General features: G+C 32.6%; 14 protein-coding genes. 2 read left to right on the top strand and 12 right to left on the bottom strand.

Translation table 11 applies throughout. The annotated features are described in order from the left end of the window. Positions 1 to 179 precede the first annotated feature (179 nt). The gene (locus DK442_RS22430; protein ID WP_160114300.1) at positions 180 to 1,931 is read left to right on the top strand and encodes a carboxypeptidase-like regulatory domain-containing protein; all 1,752 of its coding nucleotides are present in this window, start codon (positions 180 to 182) and stop codon (positions 1,929 to 1,931) included. Positions 1,932 to 2,588: 657 nt separating this feature from the next. After that, positions 2,589 to 4,232 carry a carboxypeptidase-like regulatory domain-containing protein gene (locus tag DK442_RS22435; RefSeq protein ID WP_160114301.1) on the top strand — a complete coding sequence of 548 codons (1,644 nt, stop codon included), beginning with the start codon at positions 2,589 to 2,591 and terminating at the stop codon, positions 4,230 to 4,232. A gap of 53 nt (positions 4,233 to 4,285) precedes the next feature. On the opposite strand, the gene scpA is transcribed toward DK442_RS22435, so the two are convergent. The 12 genes from scpA to DK442_RS22495 form a co-directional block, all read right to left on the bottom strand. Next, positions 4,286 to 6,415: a methylmalonyl-CoA mutase gene (gene scpA, locus DK442_RS22440; protein ID WP_109438153.1), complete on the bottom strand. Its 2,130-nt coding sequence runs from the start codon at positions 6,413 to 6,415 to the stop codon at positions 4,286 to 4,288. 122 nt (positions 6,416 to 6,537) lie between these two features. Next, entirely contained in the window at positions 6,538 to 7,167 is a 630-nt protein-coding gene (locus DK442_RS22445) for a hypothetical protein (protein ID WP_143917924.1), read from the bottom strand. 85 nt (positions 7,168 to 7,252) lie between these two features. Further along, positions 7,253 to 8,620: a methylmalonyl-CoA mutase subunit beta gene (locus DK442_RS22450; protein ID WP_109438155.1), complete on the bottom strand. Its 1,368-nt coding sequence runs from the start codon at positions 8,618 to 8,620 to the stop codon at positions 7,253 to 7,255. Beyond that, positions 8,613 to 8,978: a septum formation initiator family protein gene (locus tag DK442_RS22455; protein ID WP_109438156.1), complete on the bottom strand. Its 366-nt coding sequence runs from the start codon at positions 8,976 to 8,978 to the stop codon at positions 8,613 to 8,615. The genes DK442_RS22450 and DK442_RS22455 overlap by 8 nt, the downstream gene beginning before the upstream one ends. A gap of 32 nt (positions 8,979 to 9,010) precedes the next feature. After that, entirely contained in the window at positions 9,011 to 9,619 is a 609-nt protein-coding gene (udk, locus tag DK442_RS22460; RefSeq protein ID WP_109438157.1) for a uridine kinase, read from the bottom strand. Between the two features lie 55 nt (positions 9,620 to 9,674). Further along, the gene (locus DK442_RS22465) at positions 9,675 to 10,760 is read right to left on the bottom strand and encodes an anhydro-N-acetylmuramic acid kinase (RefSeq protein ID WP_109438158.1); all 1,086 of its coding nucleotides are present in this window, start codon (positions 10,758 to 10,760) and stop codon (positions 9,675 to 9,677) included. Positions 10,761 to 10,765: 5 nt separating this feature from the next. Next, positions 10,766 to 12,340, bottom strand: a complete 1,575-nt coding sequence (locus DK442_RS22470; protein WP_235011012.1) for a glycoside hydrolase family 3 protein — start codon at positions 12,338 to 12,340, stop codon at positions 10,766 to 10,768. Beyond that, positions 12,318 to 13,592 carry an MFS transporter gene (locus DK442_RS22475; protein WP_109438159.1) on the bottom strand — a complete coding sequence of 425 codons (1,275 nt, stop codon included), beginning with the start codon at positions 13,590 to 13,592 and terminating at the stop codon, positions 12,318 to 12,320. Before DK442_RS22475 ends, DK442_RS22470 begins: the two co-directional genes overlap by 23 nt. A 53-nt stretch (positions 13,593 to 13,645) precedes the next feature. Next, positions 13,646 to 14,395: a hypothetical protein gene (locus tag DK442_RS22480; protein ID WP_109438160.1), complete on the bottom strand. Its 750-nt coding sequence runs from the start codon at positions 14,393 to 14,395 to the stop codon at positions 13,646 to 13,648. Between the two features lie 396 nt (positions 14,396 to 14,791). Continuing rightward, positions 14,792 to 18,127 (bottom strand): VCBS repeat-containing protein, encoded by a 3,336-nt coding sequence (locus DK442_RS22485; protein WP_109438161.1) that lies wholly within the window; start codon positions 18,125 to 18,127, stop codon positions 14,792 to 14,794. A gap of 80 nt (positions 18,128 to 18,207) precedes the next feature. Beyond that, positions 18,208 to 19,782, bottom strand: a complete 1,575-nt coding sequence (locus DK442_RS22490) for a RagB/SusD family nutrient uptake outer membrane protein (protein WP_109438162.1) — start codon at positions 19,780 to 19,782, stop codon at positions 18,208 to 18,210. A gap of 10 nt (positions 19,783 to 19,792) precedes the next feature. Further along, complete coding sequence (locus DK442_RS22495) at positions 19,793 to 23,143, bottom strand: TonB-dependent receptor (protein WP_109438163.1); 3,351 nt, start codon at positions 23,141 to 23,143, stop codon at positions 19,793 to 19,795. Between the last annotated feature and the right edge of the window lie 297 nt (positions 23,144 to 23,440).

The following is a 23,440-nucleotide window of genomic DNA, read 5'->3' on the forward strand; positions in this document are numbered from 1 at the left end:
GTGATGTGTAGGTAAAAACATTTATTATTTGCAATTGTGCAACTTTCTATAAGAAGTGAAAATATATATGTTGATTAACAGAAGTAAATAACTTTTACCTATTTTTATAATGTGCTATCAACCAGTTTATTTGGAGAAAGAAATTATATTTTAAGTATCATAAGGAAAACAAAATGCTTTTGAAAAAACAAATACTGTTTAAGTTCTTACTATTAACCATTGTTGTTGGGAATTCTACTCACTCTTTTGGTCAATCAAAACCGAGATTAAATAAAATTTCAGGTTATGTAACATACAACGAATTTCCACTAGAATTGGTAAAGGTCGAAATAAAAGATAGTAAGGTGAAAACAACTACCAATAGGAAAGGATATTATCGTATTGAAGCGCCCGAAAAAGCTGTAATTCAATTTTCTTTTAAAGGTATGAAACCTGTTGAAGTTATTGTAGAAGACATTACGAAATACCTAAATATAGGAATGGTTGATGAAGTGAATGATCTGGAAACAGTAGTTATAAAGACAAATAATAAAAAGAATAAGTTTAGAGATGAGGATGAAGAAGACGATCAAAATATTGAAACTGCTTATGGAACCATTAATAAGAAAAGTGTTTCTTATGGTAAGATGAAAACTATCAAAAGTAATAGCCTTAATATTCAGGGGAGTGATTTAATTGAAACCTTAAGTGGTTTAATAAACTACCAAGGTGTAGAGTACGATAGTCGAAGGATTAAAAGAGTGAGATTAGTTCCTAATTTATCTATTTCTAATCCAGAAGAAAGTCTGGCTATATGGGATATCGACGGAAGCATTTATGATGACCCACCTAATTTAAGAGTAGGGGAGATTGATAAAGTTACCGTAATTAGATCTGTATCGGGAACAACAAAATATGGAATGAGAGGATCTGGTGGAGTAATTGTGGTTAGAACAAAAGGAGCTAAGTTAAAAAAGAAAAAAGGAGGTAAAAATAAGGCTAATAAAAATATTTATACAACGGGAAGTGTTCCTTATTCAACAATAAAATTGACTCCTTCTTATTTTTCGATATTAGATACAGTTACTAATGATAAGGAAGCTTATAAATCTTATAGTGCCTTAGCCGAAAAAAACAAAAACTCACCTAGTTTTTTTATGGATATGGCAAGGTATTTCAAAACAGAAAAACAACTGGATACACTTTCATTAAAAGTCCTTTCTGAAGCAGAAGTATTGTTTAAAGATGATCCAGAAGCATTAAAAGCTATCGCATATATTTATCAAGAACGTGGACTACATCAAAAAGCTATAGGTTTATATACAATGCTTATAGAATTAAGACCTTCTTATTCACAATCATTTAGAGATTTGGCTAATGCGTATGCGGCTAATAAAGAATACAAAAAGGCTTGGAATACATATTTACAATATTTACAGGCAGGTAATTATGTACTAGAAGACGGTATTGAAAAAATGGTACATAGTGAAATGTCATTCTTGTATTTGAAAAAAAAGAATGCTTCAGGAATTCGTGAAAATGCTGAGATTAAAAACTTAAACCTAGAGAATGCAGAAAGTGATATTCGAGTTGTTTTTGAATGGAATACTACAGAAGCTGAGTTTGCAATAGAATTTGTAGATCCAGAATCCCGTTCTTTTGCATTCGAACATTCTCAAGAAAAAAATAACGATCGTATTGTAGATGAAAAATTAAGAGGATACTCTTCAAATGAGTTTTATTTATATGATCTGGCAAAAGGAAATTGGTTTATTAATATCACCTATCAAGGAAATAAAAAATATGAACCTACCTATCTAAAAGCTACTGTGTATAGAAATTGGGGGAGAATCAATCAAACTCAGGAAATAAAGGTATTCAAACTTCAAAGAAAAGAATATAAGATGGGGTTGTTAAAATTTAATTCAAAACTCTCTACTGCAGGATATTAATCAATAATACTTTCTTCAATCATTAGATTCTAGTATATATTCTTAATAAAATCATAAAAATTATAAATAAAAATTTTTATGACACAATGTGGCAAAATATTTGATGCATTAAAACTAATAGGTTTTTTGCTAATTATCTAATTATGTGCGCAATACCATTGAGGAGATATTTAGTTTTTAAGCTAATACTAATTATTATATATGATTTGGAAGAAAGAGACTGGTCGGTTAATATAACTTATTAAGGAAACAAAAAGTATGAACCTACCTATCTTAAAGCTTCAATATATAAGAATTTAAGACAAGCAAATTTACCCTAAGAGAAAAAACTTTTTAAGCTATGCAATCAAAATTATAAGATGAGATTGCTAAAACTTAATGGCGGTTTTCTTAACTAGAATAAGTAGGTATCATTTTGCTAGCCAGTAAATTAGGAGGCGAAAACGAAGTGCGATTTAATGGCTTCATAAAATTAGTTAATTAACATTTCTATATTATAATCTGAGGGATTTCTTCAGTAAATTTAATAGGAATGTAACATATCATAACCTTCAAAATTCAACTAAAATGTTATTACAAAAAAACAGTATTACCAAAATCCTTATAGGGCTAACTTTATTTTTAAATTATTCACTTTCTTTTGGACAACCTTCCTCGATGAATAAAATAACCGGATATGTAACTCATGATAATGTACCATTAAATAATGTGAATATTTTCGTAAAAGGAACAGATAGAAAAGCTATCACTAATAAAAAGGGGCAATATTCTCTTCAGGCATCAGAAAAAGAAGTTATTCAATATTCCTTTGTTGGAATGAAACCCGTCGAGATAGTGGTAGAAGATGTGACTGATTTTTTAAATGTAAAAATGGCCAAAGTAGTAAGTGATTTAGAAGAAGTTTTGGTAGAAGGAGATGAAAATGTGAAGAGTTTTGGCACAAAAAAACAAAAAAGACCAAAAGTTTCAACGGCTTACGGGGATATTGATAGACGAAGTTTTTCAAATGCTGTTCAGATTATAGAGGGTAAAGATTTGTGGTTAGGTTCTGGAAATATTGCCCAGTCTTTGCAAAATCAGTTAGCTTTGAGTGGATATGGAAGTTTTGGAATACGACCTACAGGTACTTTCTCTGGCAGAAAAACTGCGTTATGGGATATTGATGGGATGATTTTTGAAAATAATCCTCCGCATGTAGATCTGGTTGATGTAGATTATGTTGCTGTCCTTAGATCTGTGGCTTCAACCACTTTATATGGGATGCGAGGCGCTTCAGGAGTAATTGTTGTAAGAACAAAAGGAGCCTCAAAATCTGAAGTATTAAAACAGCAATTGGGTTTTAGAAATCAATCTAAATATAAAAATGATGCATTGCCATATAGAGACTTTTCATTTAATACTGAATATTTGAAAAAATTGGAGCGTGTACCAAATCAAGAATTATATGATTCTTATAAAGATTTATCTGCTCAGTATAAGAATTCACCTAGTTTTTATTTAGATGTTTCTAATTTCTTTAGAATCGAGAAAAGAAATAAAAAAATGTCTTTGGCAGTGTTAGAAGATATGGAAGAAGCATTTGATCAAAATCCTGAGGCATTAAAAGCTTTGGCATATACGTATCAAGAGTTAGGAGAGAAGTCGAAAGCAATAAAAGTATATTATAAAATTGCTTTTTTAAGATCATCTTACACACAATCTTTTAGAGATCTTGCAAATGCTTATATAAAAAACAAGCAATATAAAGAAGGTTGGGATATGTATCTTAGATATTTACAAAGAGGTAATAAGCTACAGGATAAAGGTATAGAGCAGATTGTTTATAATGAGATGAAATCTTTGTATTTACAAAAAAAGAAGGTTGCCAAAATAAAAGAAGTTTTCATTCCTAAGGATAAAAAAAATAATCCAGAAAGTGATTTAAGAGTGGTTTTTGAGTGGAATACTTCTGAAGCAGAATTTAAATTTGAATTTGTTGATCCAAAATTAAATTCATTTGTTTATGAACATTCTATGGAAAAGAATAGCGAACGTGTTGCAGATCAAAAAGCAAAAGGATATTCTTCTGAAGAGTTTTTTATATATGATATGAATAGTGGAGATTGGCTTATTAATATGACATATTTGGGAAATAAAAAATATGATCCAACTTATTTGAAAGCGACAGTTTACAAGAATTGGGGACGAAAAAACCAAAAAGAAGAAACAAAAGTATTTAAGTTAAGTGATCTTAATAATAAAGTACAGCTTTTTAAATTTAATTCTACGATACCGGTATCATCCGCTGTATCTTCAAATTAGAGGAGCATCAATATATCCAATTATTATCTTAATCTCGACTTTTTAGGAAACTACTAGAAAGTCGAGATTAAAATTTCTAATATGGTGATAGCAGCATCACTAATCTTGGTTCCAGGTCCAAATATAGCTACTGCTCCTGCTTCAAAAAGAAAATCATAATCGTCGGGAGGAATTACACCTCCAACGATAACCATGATATCTTCTCTTCCGTATTTTTTGAGTTCCTCAACAATCTGCGGAACTAAAGTTTTATGTCCTCCAGCTAGAGAAGATACACCTACAATGTGTACATCATTTTCTACAGCTTGTTTTGCAGCTTCTACCGGAGTTTGAAATAAAGGTCCGATATCAACATCAAAACCTACATCAGCATAACTGGTTGCAACTACTTTGGCACCACGATCATGGCCATCTTGTCCCATTTTAGCAATCATGATTCGAGGTCTTCGTCCTTCTAATTCTGCATATTGATTTGCTAGTTCTCTGGCCTTGTTAAAGGAATCATCATTTTTTATTTCTTTAGCATACACTCCTGTAAATGATTTTATTTCTGCTTTAAATCTTCCAAATTCTTTTTCTAAAGCATCACTAATTTCTCCCAAAGTAGCTCTTAATTTTGCTGCTTCTACAGCTAAAGCTAGTAAATTTTGATTATCATCTGCTGCAGCCACAGTTAAATTATTCAATGCCTCTTGTACTGCTTTTTCATTTCTTGAAGCTTTTACTTTCTCAAGCCCTTCTATTTGTTGAGCTCTTACTGCTTGATTATCAACTTTGAGGGTGCTTATAGCTTCTTCTTCCTCTAGCTTATATTTATTAACTCCTATGATAACATCTTGCTCACTATCAATTCTGGCTTGCTTTCTGGCGGCGGCTTCTTCAATTCTCATTTTTGGAATACCTGCTTCAATAGCTTTGGTCATTCCTCCCAGTTCTTCTACTTCTTCAATTAGTTTCCAAGCCTTTTCAGCAATATCATTGGTTAGAGATTCTACATAATAACTTCCTGCCCAAGGATCTACTGTACGAGTAATGTATGTCTCTTCTTGTAAGTAGATCTGAGTATTTCTGGCAATTCTTGCAGAAAAATCTGTTGGGAGTGCAATAGCTTCATCAAGAGCATTAGTATGCAAACTTTGTGTGCCTCCAAAAGCTGCAGCACTTGCTTCTATACAAGTACGTGCAACGTTATTAAATGGATCTTGCGCAGTAAGACTCCATCCGCTAGTCTGACAATGGGTACGTAGCATTAAGGATTTTGGATTTTTTGGATTAAACTGTTTAATTAGTTTAGCCCAAAGCATACGTGCTGCTCGCATTTTTGCAATTTCCATAAAATGATTCATTCCTATAGCCCAAAAGAAAGAGAGGCGAGGAGCAAAAGAATCCACATCCATTCCAGTTTCAATTCCTTTCCTTATGTATTCTAAACCATCAGCCAATGTATACGCTAGTTCGATATCACAAGTAGCACCGGCTTCTTGCATATGGTATCCAGAAATACTTATAGGATTAAATTTGGGCATATGCGTAGAACAATATTTAAAGATATCTCCAATAATTCGCATTGAAGGAGTAGGAGGGTAAACATAAGTGTTACGCACCATAAATTCTTTAAGAATATCATTTTGAATTGTTCCCGAAAGAAGATTTTTAGCTACTCCTTGTTCTTCTGCCGCTACAATATAAAAGGCCATAATAGGTAAAACAGCCCCGTTCATAGTCATAGAAACAGACATTTTATCGAGGGGTATCTGATCGAATAACACTTTCATGTCTTCAACAGTGTCTATTGCTACACCTGCCATTCCAACATCACCAAATACACGTTCATGATCACTATCATATCCACGATGTGTCGCAAGGTCAAAAGCTACTGATAACCCTTTTTGGCCAGCAGCAAGATTCCTGCGATAAAAGGCATTACTCTCTTCTGCTGTAGAAAAACCAGCATACTGTCGTATGGTCCATGGCCTTCTAACATACATTGTAGAATATGGTCCACGTAAATATGGAGGTATTCCAGCAGAAAAATTGAGATGGTCTAAAGTATCAATATCATCTTCAGTATAGGAGGATTTTATGTTAACTCCTTCTGAGGTAGTACATGTAGAAATCTCTTCCTGTCTTGTAGGAATTACTTTTTTTTGTAATTGGATGTGTTGTACGTCTTTTCTATTCATTATTCAACGCCTCATTTTTGGAAATGATAAATTAACAAGGCCATAAAATTAAGGTTTTAAAAATGATTTTTATTATAAAAAATCAATTCTACCTCAGGTTTTTAGAGAATAATGCAAAAAAATTACTTAAACGCTTTTTCAATAACCATTAAAATAGAATAATAGATATCAAAAGCGATAAAGTTTTTTATTTCAACAGCACAAAACTCTTTATCAGGAATGTAATAAATTCTTTGAGAGATCAATGAAGTACTAACATTTCCATCCTTTTCAAGCGTATCGATAATTTCTTTAAAATCATCACTGTCACTCGTGTTTTTAAGACATTGAATAAATCCACCTCTGTAATTAAATATTAAAACTTCTTCTTCATTTTTTTTGCTATTAGTAGAAGGAGAAGATTTCTTTACAGCTTCTTGATTTTCATACTCACTTAATCTGATCCAAAGTGAATTTTTATTATCCGCTATTTTCTTAAACTCACGGGCTAATTGAATAGAGTTACTAGAAGGAAGTTTTCTAAGATCTAGAGATAAACTTGCAACTTCTGCAAGGAAAGTTCTGTAGGTCTTAATAGAATCGTTACCAAATTTATAATAATCGAATAGGTCATTTTCGAAAGAATCGAATGCTTTTTTGATAATTCCTGTTTCATCTACACGATGACAATTAATACCATTTTGAGCATAAGTCATATTCAGAATTAATGATAAAGAAACGACTATGATTCTAGATCTAATCTTTAGGGGCATTGATTTAGATTTAGTACTGTTAGTATATAAGCTAAGTTTTATAATTAGCTCGAAAGTTAACAATAAATTAGATAATATTAACGTTTTATTGTGTTTTTTTCTCGACTATCTCACTTAATCTATGTTTTGTGATAGGTTGAAGTAGTGTTTTTCTTACATTTTTATCTGGAAAAACAGATTTTTGAAAAGGAGGTAAAACTTCCTCAGAGTTTACATATTTGTTAGCTCCGGTTAGTATAATGGCTTGATTGTCGAATAATTCTTGCTCTTTTTTAGCACTTTCTTTTATTTTCTTTTGTAGGATTCCAGATTTTAATTGGTTTAAAAAACCACCACCTTCTTCAATATTTTTAAATAATGATAATCCTTTTTCTGCTAATTGATCTGTCAGACTTTCTATGTAATAAGATCCTGAAGCTGGGTTAGTAACCAAATCAAAATAACTTTCGTTTTTTAATATAAGAAGTTGGTTGAGAGATATCCTTGTTCCAAAATCATTTTCGAGATTATAAATATCATCATAAGGAAGATTCTGAACCGTATTTGCTCCGCCTAGTATAGCACTCATACATTCTGTAGTTGTACGAAGCATATTTACATTATAATCCATGATTGTCTTATTACGGTGTGAAGGATATGCCAAAATATAGCATTCTTCTAGGATGTCATACTCAGAGGCTAACGAACGCCATAATATTCTTAGTGCTCGTAGTTTTGCAATCTCAAAAAAATAATTACTACCCACCGCTACCTTAAAAAGTATTGGGGTTTTTGTAAATGAAGAGAGCGTTATATCCTTAAAATGATTTAGATATTCATTAACATGGGCTAATGCATATGCCAATTGTTGGACCATTGTAGCACCCGCATTTTGATATAAACCTACGTCAATACTAATTGTACTTTTAAGGTGTTTGCTCTGCTTAATAATATCTTGTAATATTTGATGATCATCTTTTAGGCTTGTAAACCAATTACCCGTACTTGCCAAATTACCAATGATATCTGTTGCTAAAAAGATATCTAAATTTAAATTTTTAGCAATGTCATTTAGCTCTTTTATATAGGAAATCGAAAGAAACTCAGTTTCAATGAAAATCTGAGTATTTGGACTGATATTTTCTAAAAGAAGATTAAGATCAATAGTTTCTTTTGTGATAACAAAATGAATACTTTCTGCACCTTTTTTAATAGCTTCCCGTGCTTTTTGATTACCAATAGTTGCATCTGATACTTCGATCTTTAGTGAATTATTCCAGGAAGAATTTTCTGAAATTGTTGTACTAATATGCTCCAGATCTTCTTGATGATAAAAAGGTTTAATATCAATTCCTTCTAAAGATTTGAATATTAGAGCTTCATTGTAGTCAGCTCCTTTGAGATCAAATTGAATTTTTTGTTTCCATTGTTTTGCAGAAACGTCATCAAAACTATCAAATAAGGATTTAGTCATCTTTTTTGTTTTTAGGAACACTATCTTCATATTCGATAATGTAAATTTCTTCATTATCTCGTTTCATAAAGTATTCTTCTCGAGCAAATTTTTCAAGTTCACTACTGTCTTTTAGTGTTTTAATATCTTTTTGATCTTTTACAATCTCTTTGATATAGTACTCTTTATTATCCTCAAGTTCGCGAATCTCCTGATCCAATTCTTTATGAATAAGCCATGAGTTTGTATCAAGAAACAACATCCAAATCACAAAAAGAAGAACGATCAACACATATTTATTTAAAAATATTGCGAATATCGGTATCAGTGCCGGTTTGTTTTTAAGTTTCTGAAAATAACTTTTAAGCTTCAATCTCATTAAGAATTATATGGGTTATAAAGGTACAAAAGTTAATTCAAGCGTTCTTTAATAATGGTACGTACTATATCAACTGCTACATTGTTATAATTATTATTGGGGATAATAAGATCTGCAAATTCTTTGGTTGGATCAATGAATTGCTGATGCATAGGTTTTAATGTATTTTGATAACGATCCAAAACCTCATCCATATCTCTACCACGTTCTGCAATATCTCTTTTTAATCTTCGTATTAAACGTTCATCACTATCGGTATGTACATATATTTTGATGTCAAACATATCCCTGATTTTTGGGTTGGTAAGAATCAAAATTCCTTCTACAATAATTACTTTACTTGGAGCAGTTGTGATGGTTTCCTTAGTACGGTTATGCTCTACAAACGAGTATACTGGTTGGTCAATTGTTTTACCATTTCTAAGCGCGATCAAATGTTCACCTAATAAATCAAAATCTATAGATTGTGGATGATCAAAGTTTATTTTTACTCTTTCATCATAAGTGAGATGACTGGTGTCTTTATAGTAGGAATCTTGTGAAATTACACATACCTCATTTTCGGGTAATTCATTTACAATTTGATTGACTACAGTAGTTTTACCACATCCTGTTCCGCCAGCGATACCGATAATTAGCATTTCTATTTTTTTGGCAAATTTACAGAATGAAAATTAATCTTTGACATAAACTTATTCACGAAGGATAATAAATAGTTCCTGAAGAGGAATCTTTCTTCGCTCCGGTTACTGATTGCAGGCAATTGACTTCATTTCTTTCTTTCAATACTCCCATAAAACCAAAGACTAATGCTTCTTTAAAATCGATAATGTTTTCTGGTGGAATAATAACCGTAGTCAATTCATTTAACTTTTGTTGTAAAATTTCTATAAGAAAATCATTTTTTGCTCCACCACCTGTTATTAGTATGGTAGCATGTTTTTTTGTTACTTTTTTTATAGTGTCCGCAATCTGCGTAGCGATATGATGTACAGCCGTATGTAAGAGATCCTGAGGAGAATCTTCAGAAACATTTATAATAGGTATTACTTTTTCTAAAAACCATTCGTATCCTAATGATTTAGGGAAGGGTTGCTTATAATATTCTAAATTGTTTAATGCACTTAATAAGGCCAAATTCAATTTTCCTGTTTTAGCAATTTCTCCACGATTATCATAGGATTTATCGATAGTTGCGCAAATAAAATTAAGTAACATATTTGCGGGCGAAATATCATAGGCAATTCTTTTTCCTTTATTTTCAAAGGAAATATTACTAATTCCTCCAAGATTAAGACAAAAATCATATTGATTGAACAATAATTGATCTCCTATGGGAACGAAAGGAGCTCCCTGTCCTCCTAAAGCGACATCATTAGTTCTAAAATCACTTATCACTTTACATTCACAAGCATTAGCCAAATGCTGTCCAGAGCCAATTTGATAAGTTAATCCAATTTCGGGTTGATGAAAGACAGTATGACCGTGGCTTGAGATAAAATCAACCTTAAGGTTATGGTCAAGAATAAATTTTTTTACCTGATTGCCTAACCAACTTCCGTATTCATTATGAAAAGCCAATAATGAGACTGTATCAAGATTAACCGTGTTTTTAAGTTTTTCTTTAAATGTTATGTCATAATCTACACTTTGGGTGTTGAGTATTGTAAAATCCCAGATATCATTTTTTTTCTCAAAATGACAATAAACGATATCAAGACCATCCAATGAAGTTCCTGACATTAAACCTATGACTTTATATTGGTCTTTATTTGAATTCATGTTTTTTAGATTGAAAGTTGAACTGGCGATATTCCAATAGCCTTATGTTTGCCAATAAAATGTTGTGCCGCAACCTGCTGAAAGGTTTCAAGATCCTGGTATCCAAGAATAATGTTGTTAATATTATCAGTTTGTAATATTCGCAAAGCGTAGGGGTTGCCAAACAGGTATAAAGCTACATTTTTTGTACGGCTTAATTCTGCAATTGTCTCCTTCATTTTTTTGTTTATTCCAAATTCGTTTTTTGGTTTTATAGAATCAGGGAATAGGGCAATAAGGATATTGTTATTTGTAGTCGTTTTAGAAAGATTTATAAAGTTGAAATTTTTTGTTTTTTCGATTTCTGTAAAGAAAACACAGTGGTCTGTATTTTTTATTAAAATAGCATCAAATCCCTCAATCATGAATTTGGATAAACTTTTTTGATCTGAGATATAATGAGTAAGTGATGCTTTGGCTATATTTTGATTTAGAGAAGTTATTTTGTTGATATCGATATTATGTTCTGAAGAGTGTTTTGTAAATGCATTTTCTTTAAATGCTGCGATTCTGCTAAAACTTTCTTCAATTTGATCAGTGGTCGCATTTTTTTCAATAGTTAGTATTCCTTCTTCCACATGCTCCGCAAAGCATAAAACATCGTTACCGGCATCAAAGGCCTTCCATTCTAAAAGTCCTTTTTCTGGGTATAGTTTTGAAACGCTATGCATATTAAGTGCATCAGAAATTACAACACCTTTAAAACCTAATTCTTGCCTTAATAGTCCCTTAATAATATCTTTTGATAATGTGGCTGATATATTTTTTCCTTTAGAAAGAGAAGGAACTGCTAAATGGCCAATAAGTATACTGTCGATACCTTGAGCAATAGCTTTTATAAATGGATATAATTCTGTGTTCTGTAATTCTTGTTTTGATTTCATAATCACAGGAAGACCCAAATGAGAGTCTACTTCGGTATCCCCATGACCAGGAAAATGTTTGAAACATCCTAAAATTCCTGATGCTTTAAGTCCATTGTAAAATGCAATAGACTTAAGTGTTATCTGTTCTTTATTTTCTCCAAAAGCACGATAACCAATTACAGGATTATTAGGGTTGATATTTACATCTGCTACTGGGGCAAGGTTAAGGTGAATTCCAATATTAGCCAAATCATTTCCTACATGTTTTCCTACTTCAAAAATCAAATCTGTTTGGTCTTTTGGGAGGGCTCCTAATGTGATGGCATAGGGATATTGCGGAGTGTTTTCTACACGCATTGCTAGGCCCCATTCTGCATCTATACTTATAAGTAAAGGGTGCGAGGCTATATTTTGATAGTGTTCGATAAGTTCTGATAATCTTTGTGCACTATTTTCGTTGCGTATTACTTTTTTCTTTCCTTCAAAGTTTGTTGCAGCACTAATTCTGCTATGAAAAAAAGTTAACCCTCCTATTTTATAATCTTTTATAAGTCTTTCAATCTTTTTTATTTCTGAATCACTATCATTTATAAATGCAGCGGGAAAGAAGAACTGACCAATTTTTTCTGTTTTGGATACGATATTCATACTGCTATTTTTTATCTTTCTTTCCATAATCATTAGGGTATTGTATATATCTGGTAAGGATGATTCCGGGTACAGCTGCTACTGCAACCCAAATAAAAAAGCCCGTATAACCGATAGCTTCCTGGATAATGCCACTGACCATACCTGGCAACATCATTCCTAATGCCATAAATCCCGTTGCAATCGCATAATGAGAGGTTTTAGAAACTCCTTCGGCTACATAAATCATAAACATTAAATATGCGGCGAATCCAAAACCATATCCAAATTGCTCTATGATTACTACCAATGTTGCAAATAGAGTGGATGAAGGTTGCCAAAATGCAAGCAAAGCATATAATAGATTAGGTAGGTTTAATGCCAATATCATAGGAAGCATCCATTTTTTTAATCCGTGCATTGAGATTACGATTCCGCCAAGAATACCTCCAATAGTTAAGGCTATAAGTCCAAAAGTTCCGTATATAGTACCTACAGCTGTAGTAGATAATGCAAGTCCTCCAACTTCGGTTTGATCCAATAAAAAGGGGGAGGCCATTTTGACTAATTGAGATTCTCCTAAACGATACATAAGGATAAAAGCGATTGCAAGTCCAATTTGTTTTTTTTGAAAAAATGTACTGAAAACATCAAAAAAACCTATTTTCTTCTCTTTATCCAGAGTATTCTCCTGTTCTATTTTTGGAGTAGTGAAGAAATTAGTAAGTGTCAATATCACCATAAAAACAGCAGTGATAGTTATAGTATAGGACCATGCTTTCTGATTATTTCCATAATACTCTTCTAAAAAACCCGCAAGTACAACAATAAGGCCTTGTCCGGTAATCATAGCTAAGCGATAAAATGTACTACGTACACCGAGAAAAAAAGATTGTTTCTTTTCAGAAAGGCCAATTAAATAATATCCATCTGCGGCGATGTCATGTGTGGCAGAAGCAAAAGCAGCAATCCAAAAACAAGAAAGACTTAAAATAAAGAAATTGTTGGTAGGAATCGTTAACCCGACTCCAAGAAAAGCTATAGCAATAAGAAGTTGCATACCTAAAAACCAATTGCGTTTAGTGCTTTTAATATCTACCAAAGGACTCCACAAAGGTTTAAGAACCCATGGTAAATATAGCCAACTTGTATATATACCTATATCGGCGTTACTCACACCTAATTTTTTATACATAATTACAGAAACTGTAATTACTATTACATAGGGTAGACCTTCTGTGAAATAAAGTGAAGGTACCCAAGCCCAGGCATTTTTATCTTTATTTGATGATTCTATCATGAATTGTTTTTAAGGAAAGTAAGATACTCACAAATTTATTAATAAAACTTAGTTTATATTTTATCAATATAGTCTAACTCAAGCTTGTCAAGATGTATCTCGGGGAGTGATTTTTTATAAAAGAAATCAATGATTTGATTTTCAAGATATGAATTGATTTTGTCAATTTTTTTTTCTTCAATCATTGTAAAGATATTCATTGCTTCAGCCTTTTTAAATTCTGCAATAAGCTCGTCTGGATTTTTAACCGCATCCATGCCTCTATATCGTTCTATTTTTTTCTTCATCCATCGATGACTCATTAATTTTATTTGGCTATCATGAAATTCTTTACTCAGTCGATTAATTTCTTTAATATTATTTTTATCTTCTTTATTAGCACGATCCAGAGCTACTTTAGCTTTTGTAAATTGTCTTTCAAACTTAAAATCAAGACGTCGCATATCTCTTTTTAGATGTAAAATCACCGCATAGAGAGCATTGTCATATATGGTTAAGAAATCTTCATAAGCATATAAAGCATCAAGAAATATGATCGCACGTTTTTTATACAATCGGGGTATGGGTTGTTCTCGTACTTTTTTAAAAAGCATATTAAGTTCGACTTGTTTTTCTTCAGGGATATTTACAAACCATGAATTATTCTTTAGCGTCCTTATTTTTTTGGTTATTTGGAGTTTAGTCCCTTTGTATAATTCTGATTTATAACTAAACCGATAGGTATTTGGATTAACTTCCTCAATTTCTTGAGCGCTGCTTTGATATATGAGTATAAATACAATAATGAATGTGAAGAGTTTCATATATCGTCTTTGATTAGTATAAGCCTTATTAAGTGTGTTGTAATGTTAACGTAAGATATGATTTGATTGTTGTATTATAAAATAGACATTGAATTTTAACTCATAAAAACACAATATTTTGAACTTTGTTGTGAAAAAAAGTAAGGTGTAGAACGGCAATTCTACACCTCTTGTAATTAAGAAAAAAAGCTAACTCAGACTTAATTAATAGTTTTTGATTATATATTAAAACACAAGTTTAGTACTCTTCATAGAAGATCTCTTTATAATAAGACCCTAGAAAACACAAAAAGGGTAGTGGTAATATGAAAAAAAAGAATAATGATTTAAAAAAGTTACCTCAATATTGTAATGTAGTTTTGTGTTCTAGGAGAATGATTAAAAAGTTTTGCTTTTTTAGGGTAGCGCCTGGATTGCTTTAGAAGAGTTATTTCTTTTAACCTTTACAAATTGAAGATCATCATTATTTTTAACAACACCAATATACCTTGTATTACCAATAGTGATGAAGGAGAAATCTTTAACATCCCCCTTAAGATATAATCCACATTGATCATTTGGTACTGCAATAAAATTACCATTACCATCACCCTTTAAAAAGGTACCAATACTTGAATCGTTTCTAGGGGTTTCGATTTCAGAAGCATACAAATTTCCTCCAAGTATAATGTCTTTGAAGCCGTCTCCATCAATATCGTCAGAGATTATTTTATTAACCGAAGAAAATTGAGCTTCATTAGGCAATGGAGTTATTTTAAACTTTCCTTTACCTAAATTTTCTATGTAACTACTCGCAAAAGTTTGAACTTTGTAATGTATCTCGGCATTGTCTAGTTTTTCTTTACCATATACTTCATTAACATCTGCAATTGCAAACGAATTATAGTCTTGGAATTTTTTTCTTAATGTTGGCATTTGCTGAGATGAACATGATTTACCACGAACCGGAAATAATTTTCCAAAATTATAATAACTCAGTACTATATCTTTTCTCTTATTACCGTCAAAATCATCTGCATATACTTCAAAAGGTTCATCTTTTGAGGCTTTGTATTTGTAATTTAGACCTAAATTACCAATTATATAATCAATATCGCCATCATTATCAAAATCATCTTGAGTTATGCTTGACCACCAACCATTGGTGTTTTGAAGCCCAGTAGATGTTGTTGTATCTTGAAATGTATTACCATCATTGCTATAAAATAAGATTGGTGTCCATTCACCTACGATAATAAGATCTAGTGTACCATTATTATCAAAATCTGTCCAACTAGCATCTGTAATCATTCCTAATGTTGAAAAATCCGGGGCTATTTCTGCTGTTACATCTTTATAAATACCATTATCATTATTTAAAATATAACTCTTTGCCGGCCAGGGGTATTGTCCAACAACTAATCTCCCACCTACAAATAGATCTAAATCTCCGTCATTATCGTAGTCACCTGCTATTACTCGAGAACCGCTAGTTTCTATGCGAGGTAAAACGCTTATACTTTTAATAAATTTGCCTTTACCATCATTTATATAAAGTCGGTCTTGAAAATTTGCTAAGTCTTGATCACCTTCATTACCACCACTCACGACATATAGATCTTTATCTCCATCATTATCGTAGTCCAAAAATAATGCACTCATATCTTCCATATCCTTATCAGCTTCCCAAATAATATCGTTGGTTCTGTTGAACTTACCTTCAGTATTTTGGACAAATAGTGTTGCTGCTTGTTTTGAAGCACCACCTATGTAAAAATCTTCTAAGCCATCTCCATTTACATCGCCAACCGCAATCCCTGGACCCAACATAGAAGTTTGATGAGGTAATAGAGGCTCAAAATAATAGTCATCATATTTGTTTTCTATATGGGCAAAATCTACACCAATGGTATCTAAAGCTATAGTTTGAAATAGCGGTTTATTTTGAAGAGATTCTTTTTTTGATTTCTGAGCAGAGGAAAAATCTACCAGGAGATTTTGATTTGCTTTTACATCTTTTATTTCAGAAATATCACCATTTGGCCATACTACTTTTACTAATGATACGATTTCTTCTTTCCCTAAACCAAAGTGTAATATAGGAGCTACAGAAGATTGAAATCCCCTGGTTAAGGTAAGTTCATTGAATTGTTGTGATTGATTGGTCGTTATATATACTTTTGCTCCAAGACCATTTTGGTTGTTTTTAGTACCTTTTAGACTTATTGTTAAAAAATTATTATGGTCTAAATTATTGTTTTTATAAATCGAGGGATGCTGATCGATATTATTAATAACAAAATCTAAATCCCCATCATTATCCAAATCAGCATATAGAGATCCATTAGAAAACGTTTTTTCATCCCATCCCCATTCATCTACCATATTTTTAAAAGTAAAATCTTTGGTGTTTTTAAAAATATAATTAGATATTTTTTCTGAAGGGATTTGTTGTACTTCTTCTGCTGATAATGCTGCATTCCCAAAATAGTTCTTCGTTTTTAATTTTGCGAAATAATCCCTGTTATTAATATCCCTTCGTGTTCCGTTAGAAATAGTTATGTCTTTCCAACCGTCATTATCTAAATCTGAAAAAAGTATTGACCAACTCCAATCAGTGGTTGATATTCCGGCTATTCTTGAAACTTCACTAAAAACTGGATTTCCGTTAGCATCATTCCCCCTGTTTAATTGAAGACTATTTTGCATGTACTGATAGTTTAAACCAGAATTTACCATTTTAGTAAATCCCAATGGATTCATGCTTGACATATTAGCTTTAGATCTTCTGTTGTCTTCTGGAGTCATGTCTACCTGGGCTATGTCATGAAGATTATCATTGTTATAATCGGCTATATCTGCCCCCATGCCATATTGAGAAGTATGATTTACAGCTTCTTTAGCAATTTCCTTGAATGTCCCATTCTTATTATTTATGTACATGAAATCTGGAGAATCGAAATCATTAGATACATAAATATCTTTAAAACCGTCGTCATTAAAATCTGCAATGGTTGCACTTAGTGACAGTCCAAAGTTTAATATTCCAGATTCGATAGTAACGTCGGTAAAAGTACCATCACCATTGTTTTTAAATAAAATATCAGACTCTTCTATTTTTGGATTATTTACTTTACGTCGATATAATGATACGGGGCTTTTAAATGGAGTGGGAGGGTAGTTGGCCAGATATAAGTCTAAATCCCCATCATTATCATAATCAAAAAAAGTACTTTGGGTGGTATGCCCGTTATGGTTTATCCCAAATGCTTCAGCCTTTTCTGTAAATGTTATTTGCCCAGAGTTTACTGAAGGACCATTATTAATATATAAAAGATTATTTCTTTTGTTGCTTTTCCCAGAAACACTTACGTAAATATCTAAATACCCATCGTTATTAATGTCAACCATGGTAGTTCCTGTAAACCACCTATCATCTCCTGCTACATTAGCCGCATCTGTAATATCTTCAAACTTAAATTTTCCTTTATTTAAGTATAATGAATTGGATTTCATATTAGCAGTAAAAAACAAATCTACAAGCCCATCGTTATTAATATCACCAGCAGATACTCCTCCTCCCATATACATATATGGGTAAGTAAAGTAATTTAGACTATCCGTCTCAATAATATCATTAGAAAACAAAATACCTGTACGATCACTGGATAGCAAACTAAACTGTTTTTCTTTATTTTCCTGACAAGAAAACAATACTATTGAAAAAAATACGATGCTATATATCCTCTTCATTTTTAAATTTTTTAGAAAATTATAAAAAGGGCCCCAAATAAACAATATCTAAGACCCTTTTAAATCATAATTATATTTTTTTAGTATCCTTCATTCTGTGGAAGTAAGTTCGGATTTATACTTAATTCAGAATTAGGTACAGGAACTAATTCGTGACCTGCAGGTATGGTTTGACCATATCGTTCTTGAATATACCGGGTAGCTTCACCTGACCTTCTAATCACTGGCCATAAAGAAAATTCCCCTCCCAGCTCGTGTCTGTACTCTTCAAGAATAATATCCATCATACTTCCTGTTGGAGTAGGGGCAGTGCCTCCCCAGGCACGATTTCTAATTCTCATTACGTTTTCCATGGCTTTACCGTCATTACCTGATTTATGATAGGCTTCAGCTAAACTTAGTAGTACTTCACCGTAACGTATCCAAATATGACCTTGACCTCCAAAAAGTTGAGTTCTACCCCAACCATCAATATTAGGATCTCTCCAGCTTTTAATTCCCCAATATCCTGTTCTTTGATCAGATTCTGCTTCCCCTGCTGGTGCACCTGTCCAAGGGTCAGCAATTGTACCACAAGTATTGATATCTACTCCCTCATACATATTAATATCAATTAATGGGTCAGGATGTTCTTCACCTGGTCCAATCACTGTGGCTTGCCTCCTTAAGTCTCCAGGTTCAAAAGAATCATATAATTCTTTTCTTGGGATACCTGCAAAACCACCACCACCAGTGATATCAGTTGGCATAGCAAATAATTGTAAAATATTTACTTCATCATTTCTGTTCCAGCTTAAATCACCATTAGCAGCCCATTGTATTTCAAATATTGATTCTTTACCATTTGGGTTTGCTACGGCATGAATATCAAGATAATTTTCTTCTAAAGAAGTAACTCCTCCAGTTTCTATAGCTTCAAAAGCTGTAATTGCCCTATCATATTGTCCTAACCACATATGAGCATTTCCTAAAACGGCATAGGCGGTTCCTTTGGATACCCTGCCTTTTTCTTCATCATATGACCACGGAAGTCTATCTACTGCCTCTTCCATATCAGTAACTATTCGTTGCCAGATCATCTCTTCAGGGTCTCTACCCTTAAAAGGGTCATCATTTTGACTCAACATTAGAGGTACATTTCCATAGGTTGCGGCAAGATATTGATACGATATAGACCTGATTACCAATACTTCACCAATTAGCCTGTTTCCTAGGTCTGCATTTACATTTCCAGCATCAATAGCTGGTTGTAAATTATCAAGTGCATTATTGGCTCTACCAATAGCTCTATAAAGGTTGGGCCATATTTTAACAGCAACATCACCATCGGGACTAAGATCTAATCTGTCATATTCTGATTCTCCCCGTACAGCACTATCTTGCCAATCTAGTGTAATGTTATTAGCCATTCTAAAAATACCTTTAACATTAAACTCATTGGGTAGACCGGGATCACCCTGTGAATCATTTTGTAATCCATCATATACACCTGTTACAGCTGCTAATGCTGTATTATCATCGCTAAAAACAATGTTCTCTGATAAATCTTTTTCATTTTCATCTAATAAGAACTCATCAGAACAGCTCAATACAAAGGTTAGTATTGCAACTCCAAAGAAAACGAAAAGCTTAGTGTTTTTGAGTTTTATATTCATAACAATTTATTTAAAATTTTAAATTAAATCCAAGTGTAAAAAATCTTGATACTGGATAAGCACCAGCATCTATACCTCTGGTAGTAACACTGCTCTGACCTTGGATATCTGAGTTTTGTCCTACTTCAGGATCAGAACCACTATAATCTGTAATAGTGAATAGATTTTGAGCACTTAGATATAGTCTAAAGGAATTTAGACCAATTTTATCGGTTATTTCGCTAGGTAAAGTATACCCTAAATTAATGTTTCTTAACCTAAAATACGAACCGTCTTCTACAAAGTAACTGGAAGCCCTGTTATTTTGGACACTTCCATCATCGATTAAGGCTCTGGAAAAAGTATTTGAAGGGTTACCAACTGTCCATCTATTATTGAAATATTCGGTACTTACATTTGAGAAAGATGCCGAATTACCATAACCTGAGGCACTTTCTAATTCTCGTTTTACAAGATTCAATATTTCATTGCCATAAGTACCGTAGAAATTAAGTCCCAGATCAAAGTTTTTGTAAGCAAAGTTAAGGTTTAAACTTCCATAAAAATCAGGTATAGGACTACCTATAACTTCTCTGTCCTCTCCAGTAATTTGACCATCACCGTTAAGATCTCTAAACCTACGATCACCAGGTGAGGTCTCTGCAGCTTGATAATTTCCATTAGGAGAAGCTGTATTTAATGCATCGATCTCTGCTTGACTTTGGTAAATACCATCTGCTACAAAGCCATAGAAAGATCCTACCTCTCCACCAAGTTCTGATCGTGTTATGTCAAACCAAAAAGCACTTTCATTAAAACTATCTAAGAATTCGTTATTAAATCTGATTTGTCCTACAGGAGAATCAATTTTGGTAATTTCATTTTTGATCGTAGTAATATTGGCATTAATATCAAATGTAAAATCACCTTCATCTTTGCGATACCCGACTAAAAATTCGAATCCTTCATTAACAGCTGTAGCTCCGTTTACAGGTCTTGTAGGGAATCCAGATTGACCAGGCGTTGTTATGTCAAATAGGATATCTTTAGATTTTCTGTTAAAATAATCTACTGTAAAGTATATTTTATTATTCAAAAGTTCTCCATCGAATCCAATATTACTCTGTACTTGGGTTTCCCAGCGTAAATTAGAGTTTGAAGCACTTACAGGAGCTAGTCCTAATGATTGAGTAGTGTTTCCTCCAAAACTATAACTAGAATCATTTCTAGGTGTTCCGTTACTAAAGGTGGTGCCAGATACAAATGGAGCTATTCCAAAGAAGTTACCAGTTTCTCCCCAACTTCCGCGAAATTTCAGGACATTAAAAATACTACCTTCCATGAAGTCTTCTTCATCTATATTCCATCCTGCAGCAAATGATGGAAATACATCCCAGGCATTTTCGACAAGAAATCTATTTCCTACACCATCTCTTCGTATAGTAGCAGTTGCGTAATATTTGCTTTCAAAATTATAATTTAACCTGGCAAACGTACTTGCTAAAGTTTCTCTGGCAAAGCTACCTTGTCTATTGGTAATATCTTGAGCTTGTGCAATATCCCGAATTCTGTTATTTAAGAATCCTGTACCTTCAATTTGAGTAAATTTTGTATACCCTCGTTGTGCAGAATATCCTGCAAGAACATCTAAGTTATGTTTAGTAGCAAAAGTCTTTTTATATTGAAATATATGTTCTGCTAATATTTCATTAAATGTATTCTGCGTAACAGTAAAGACAGCGTTATTTCTTAAATCAATATTTCCATTACTACGGTAATATTGTGGGTTAAAAACCCAACCTGCAAAATTTGTAGCTCGAGCACCAATGTTAACTCTAGTAGAAAGTCCGTCTATTATATCCCATTCTGCACTTATGTTAGCCAGTATATCATTTGTTACATTATCGCGATCATCTTCTAAAGCTCTGGCTACAAAATTTCTACCATCACGAAACGTTTCTGATCCCACATCTGGATAAGCTCCAAAGTTCCCATTTCCATCAACGGGTACATTACTTAAGTTAGGATCTCCATTAAGATTAAGTTCCCCTACTGGTGCTAAATGTGGTATATTTCCATAGAGATTTAATAGACTTCCACGTCCTGATCCCAACGGCTGAAAGTTTTGAGAAGATATATATTTTACACTTCCTTTGAAACGAACCTTATCGGTCACATCAAATTGAGCATTTAATCCGGCATCATAACGTTTGTATTCAGAGCCAATAAGAGTTCCTTCTTCATCATAAAACCCTAAGTTTAATGCTACTCTGGATTTTTCGCCACCTCCTCGTATACTTAATGTAGTACTTTTACTGATTGCTTCGCTAAATACCTCGTCTTGCCAATCTATGTTTCTCAGACTACCAGAATTGTTCCATCCATCATAAGGAATTGCAGAACCGGCAATTTCAGAATCACTGCTTCCGCTAAGTTCGAGTGCAAGTGAGGAAAATCTATTTACATCAAGGACATCAACACTTTTTGGTTTGGTACGTACTCCCAAAAAAGAATTTAACTCAACATTTACTCTTCCTTTTTTTCCTTTCTTAGTTTCAATGATTACAACACCATTACTTGCTCTAACACCATAAAGAGCAGTAGCAGATGCATCTTTTAAAACAGATAAAGATTCTATGGTGTTAGGGTTGATAAAAGAAATATCTTGTGTTGGAAAACCATCTACAATATAAAGAGGTGTAGTACTACCAAAAGAACCTACACCTCGAATGTTTACTGTTACAGATGAACCTGGTGCTCCAGAATTAGCGGTGATTTGTACACCACTAGTTTTACCCTGTAATGCTTGATCTACGGTTGTAGTAGCAAAATTATTAAGTTCTTCTGAACTAATTACAGATACAGCACCAGTAAGATCTTTTTTAGTAGAAGTACCATATGCAACAACAACAACTTCTTTTAAAGCTTCTGCATTTTCTTCTAATTGAATGTTAATTGTAGTATTTGTACCTACAGGAACCTCTTTGGAAGTAAAGCCAATAGAACTAAAGGTTAAAATTGCATTTGCACTAGATACGGTAAGTGAATAATTGCCGTCAAAATCTGTTGCAGCACCATTCGAAGTACCTTTTTCAACAACAGACACACCGGGTATAGGTTGTCCGTTGGTATCTGTAACTATACCTGATATAGATTGTTGAATAGAAACGTAACCTATTTCTACAGATCGTTTTTTAGAGTCCTCAATCGTTTTCGTGTTTGATACATTTTTTAAATCCGGATTTATTTTGATATTCCCTGAATGGGTATTTGCCCGAATTGAAAAAAATGAAACTAATAAAGAAAATAAGGTGAGTCTTATTTTTAAGTTAAATTTAAGCAGATTGAGCTGATATTGCTCAGAGCCTTTAAGGTTTTTCATATATTTGAAATGTTTATATAGTTGCTAATTTTTAGTTGACTATTATATATCGGGAAATGTTGGAGCATTTCTCGATATTTTTTGTAATAATCAGAAATCTTGATGTCAATTTTATTGCATAGGCATTGTTATTTATAAATATTAGATTTACGATAAGTATCTTTTATAAAAGTGTTTAAGATTTTTTTAATAGGTTTCTTTTTAATTTTTTAATTATAATTTAGGTTATATTCATTTGCACACAAAAAATCTAAAAATCCTCTTTATTATAAGACCCAAAAATTGTCAAATCGGGTA

Source organism: Aquimarina sp. AU119 (genome assembly GCF_900312735.1).
Taxonomy (GTDB): Bacteria; Bacteroidota; Bacteroidia; order Flavobacteriales; family Flavobacteriaceae; genus Aquimarina; species Aquimarina algiphila.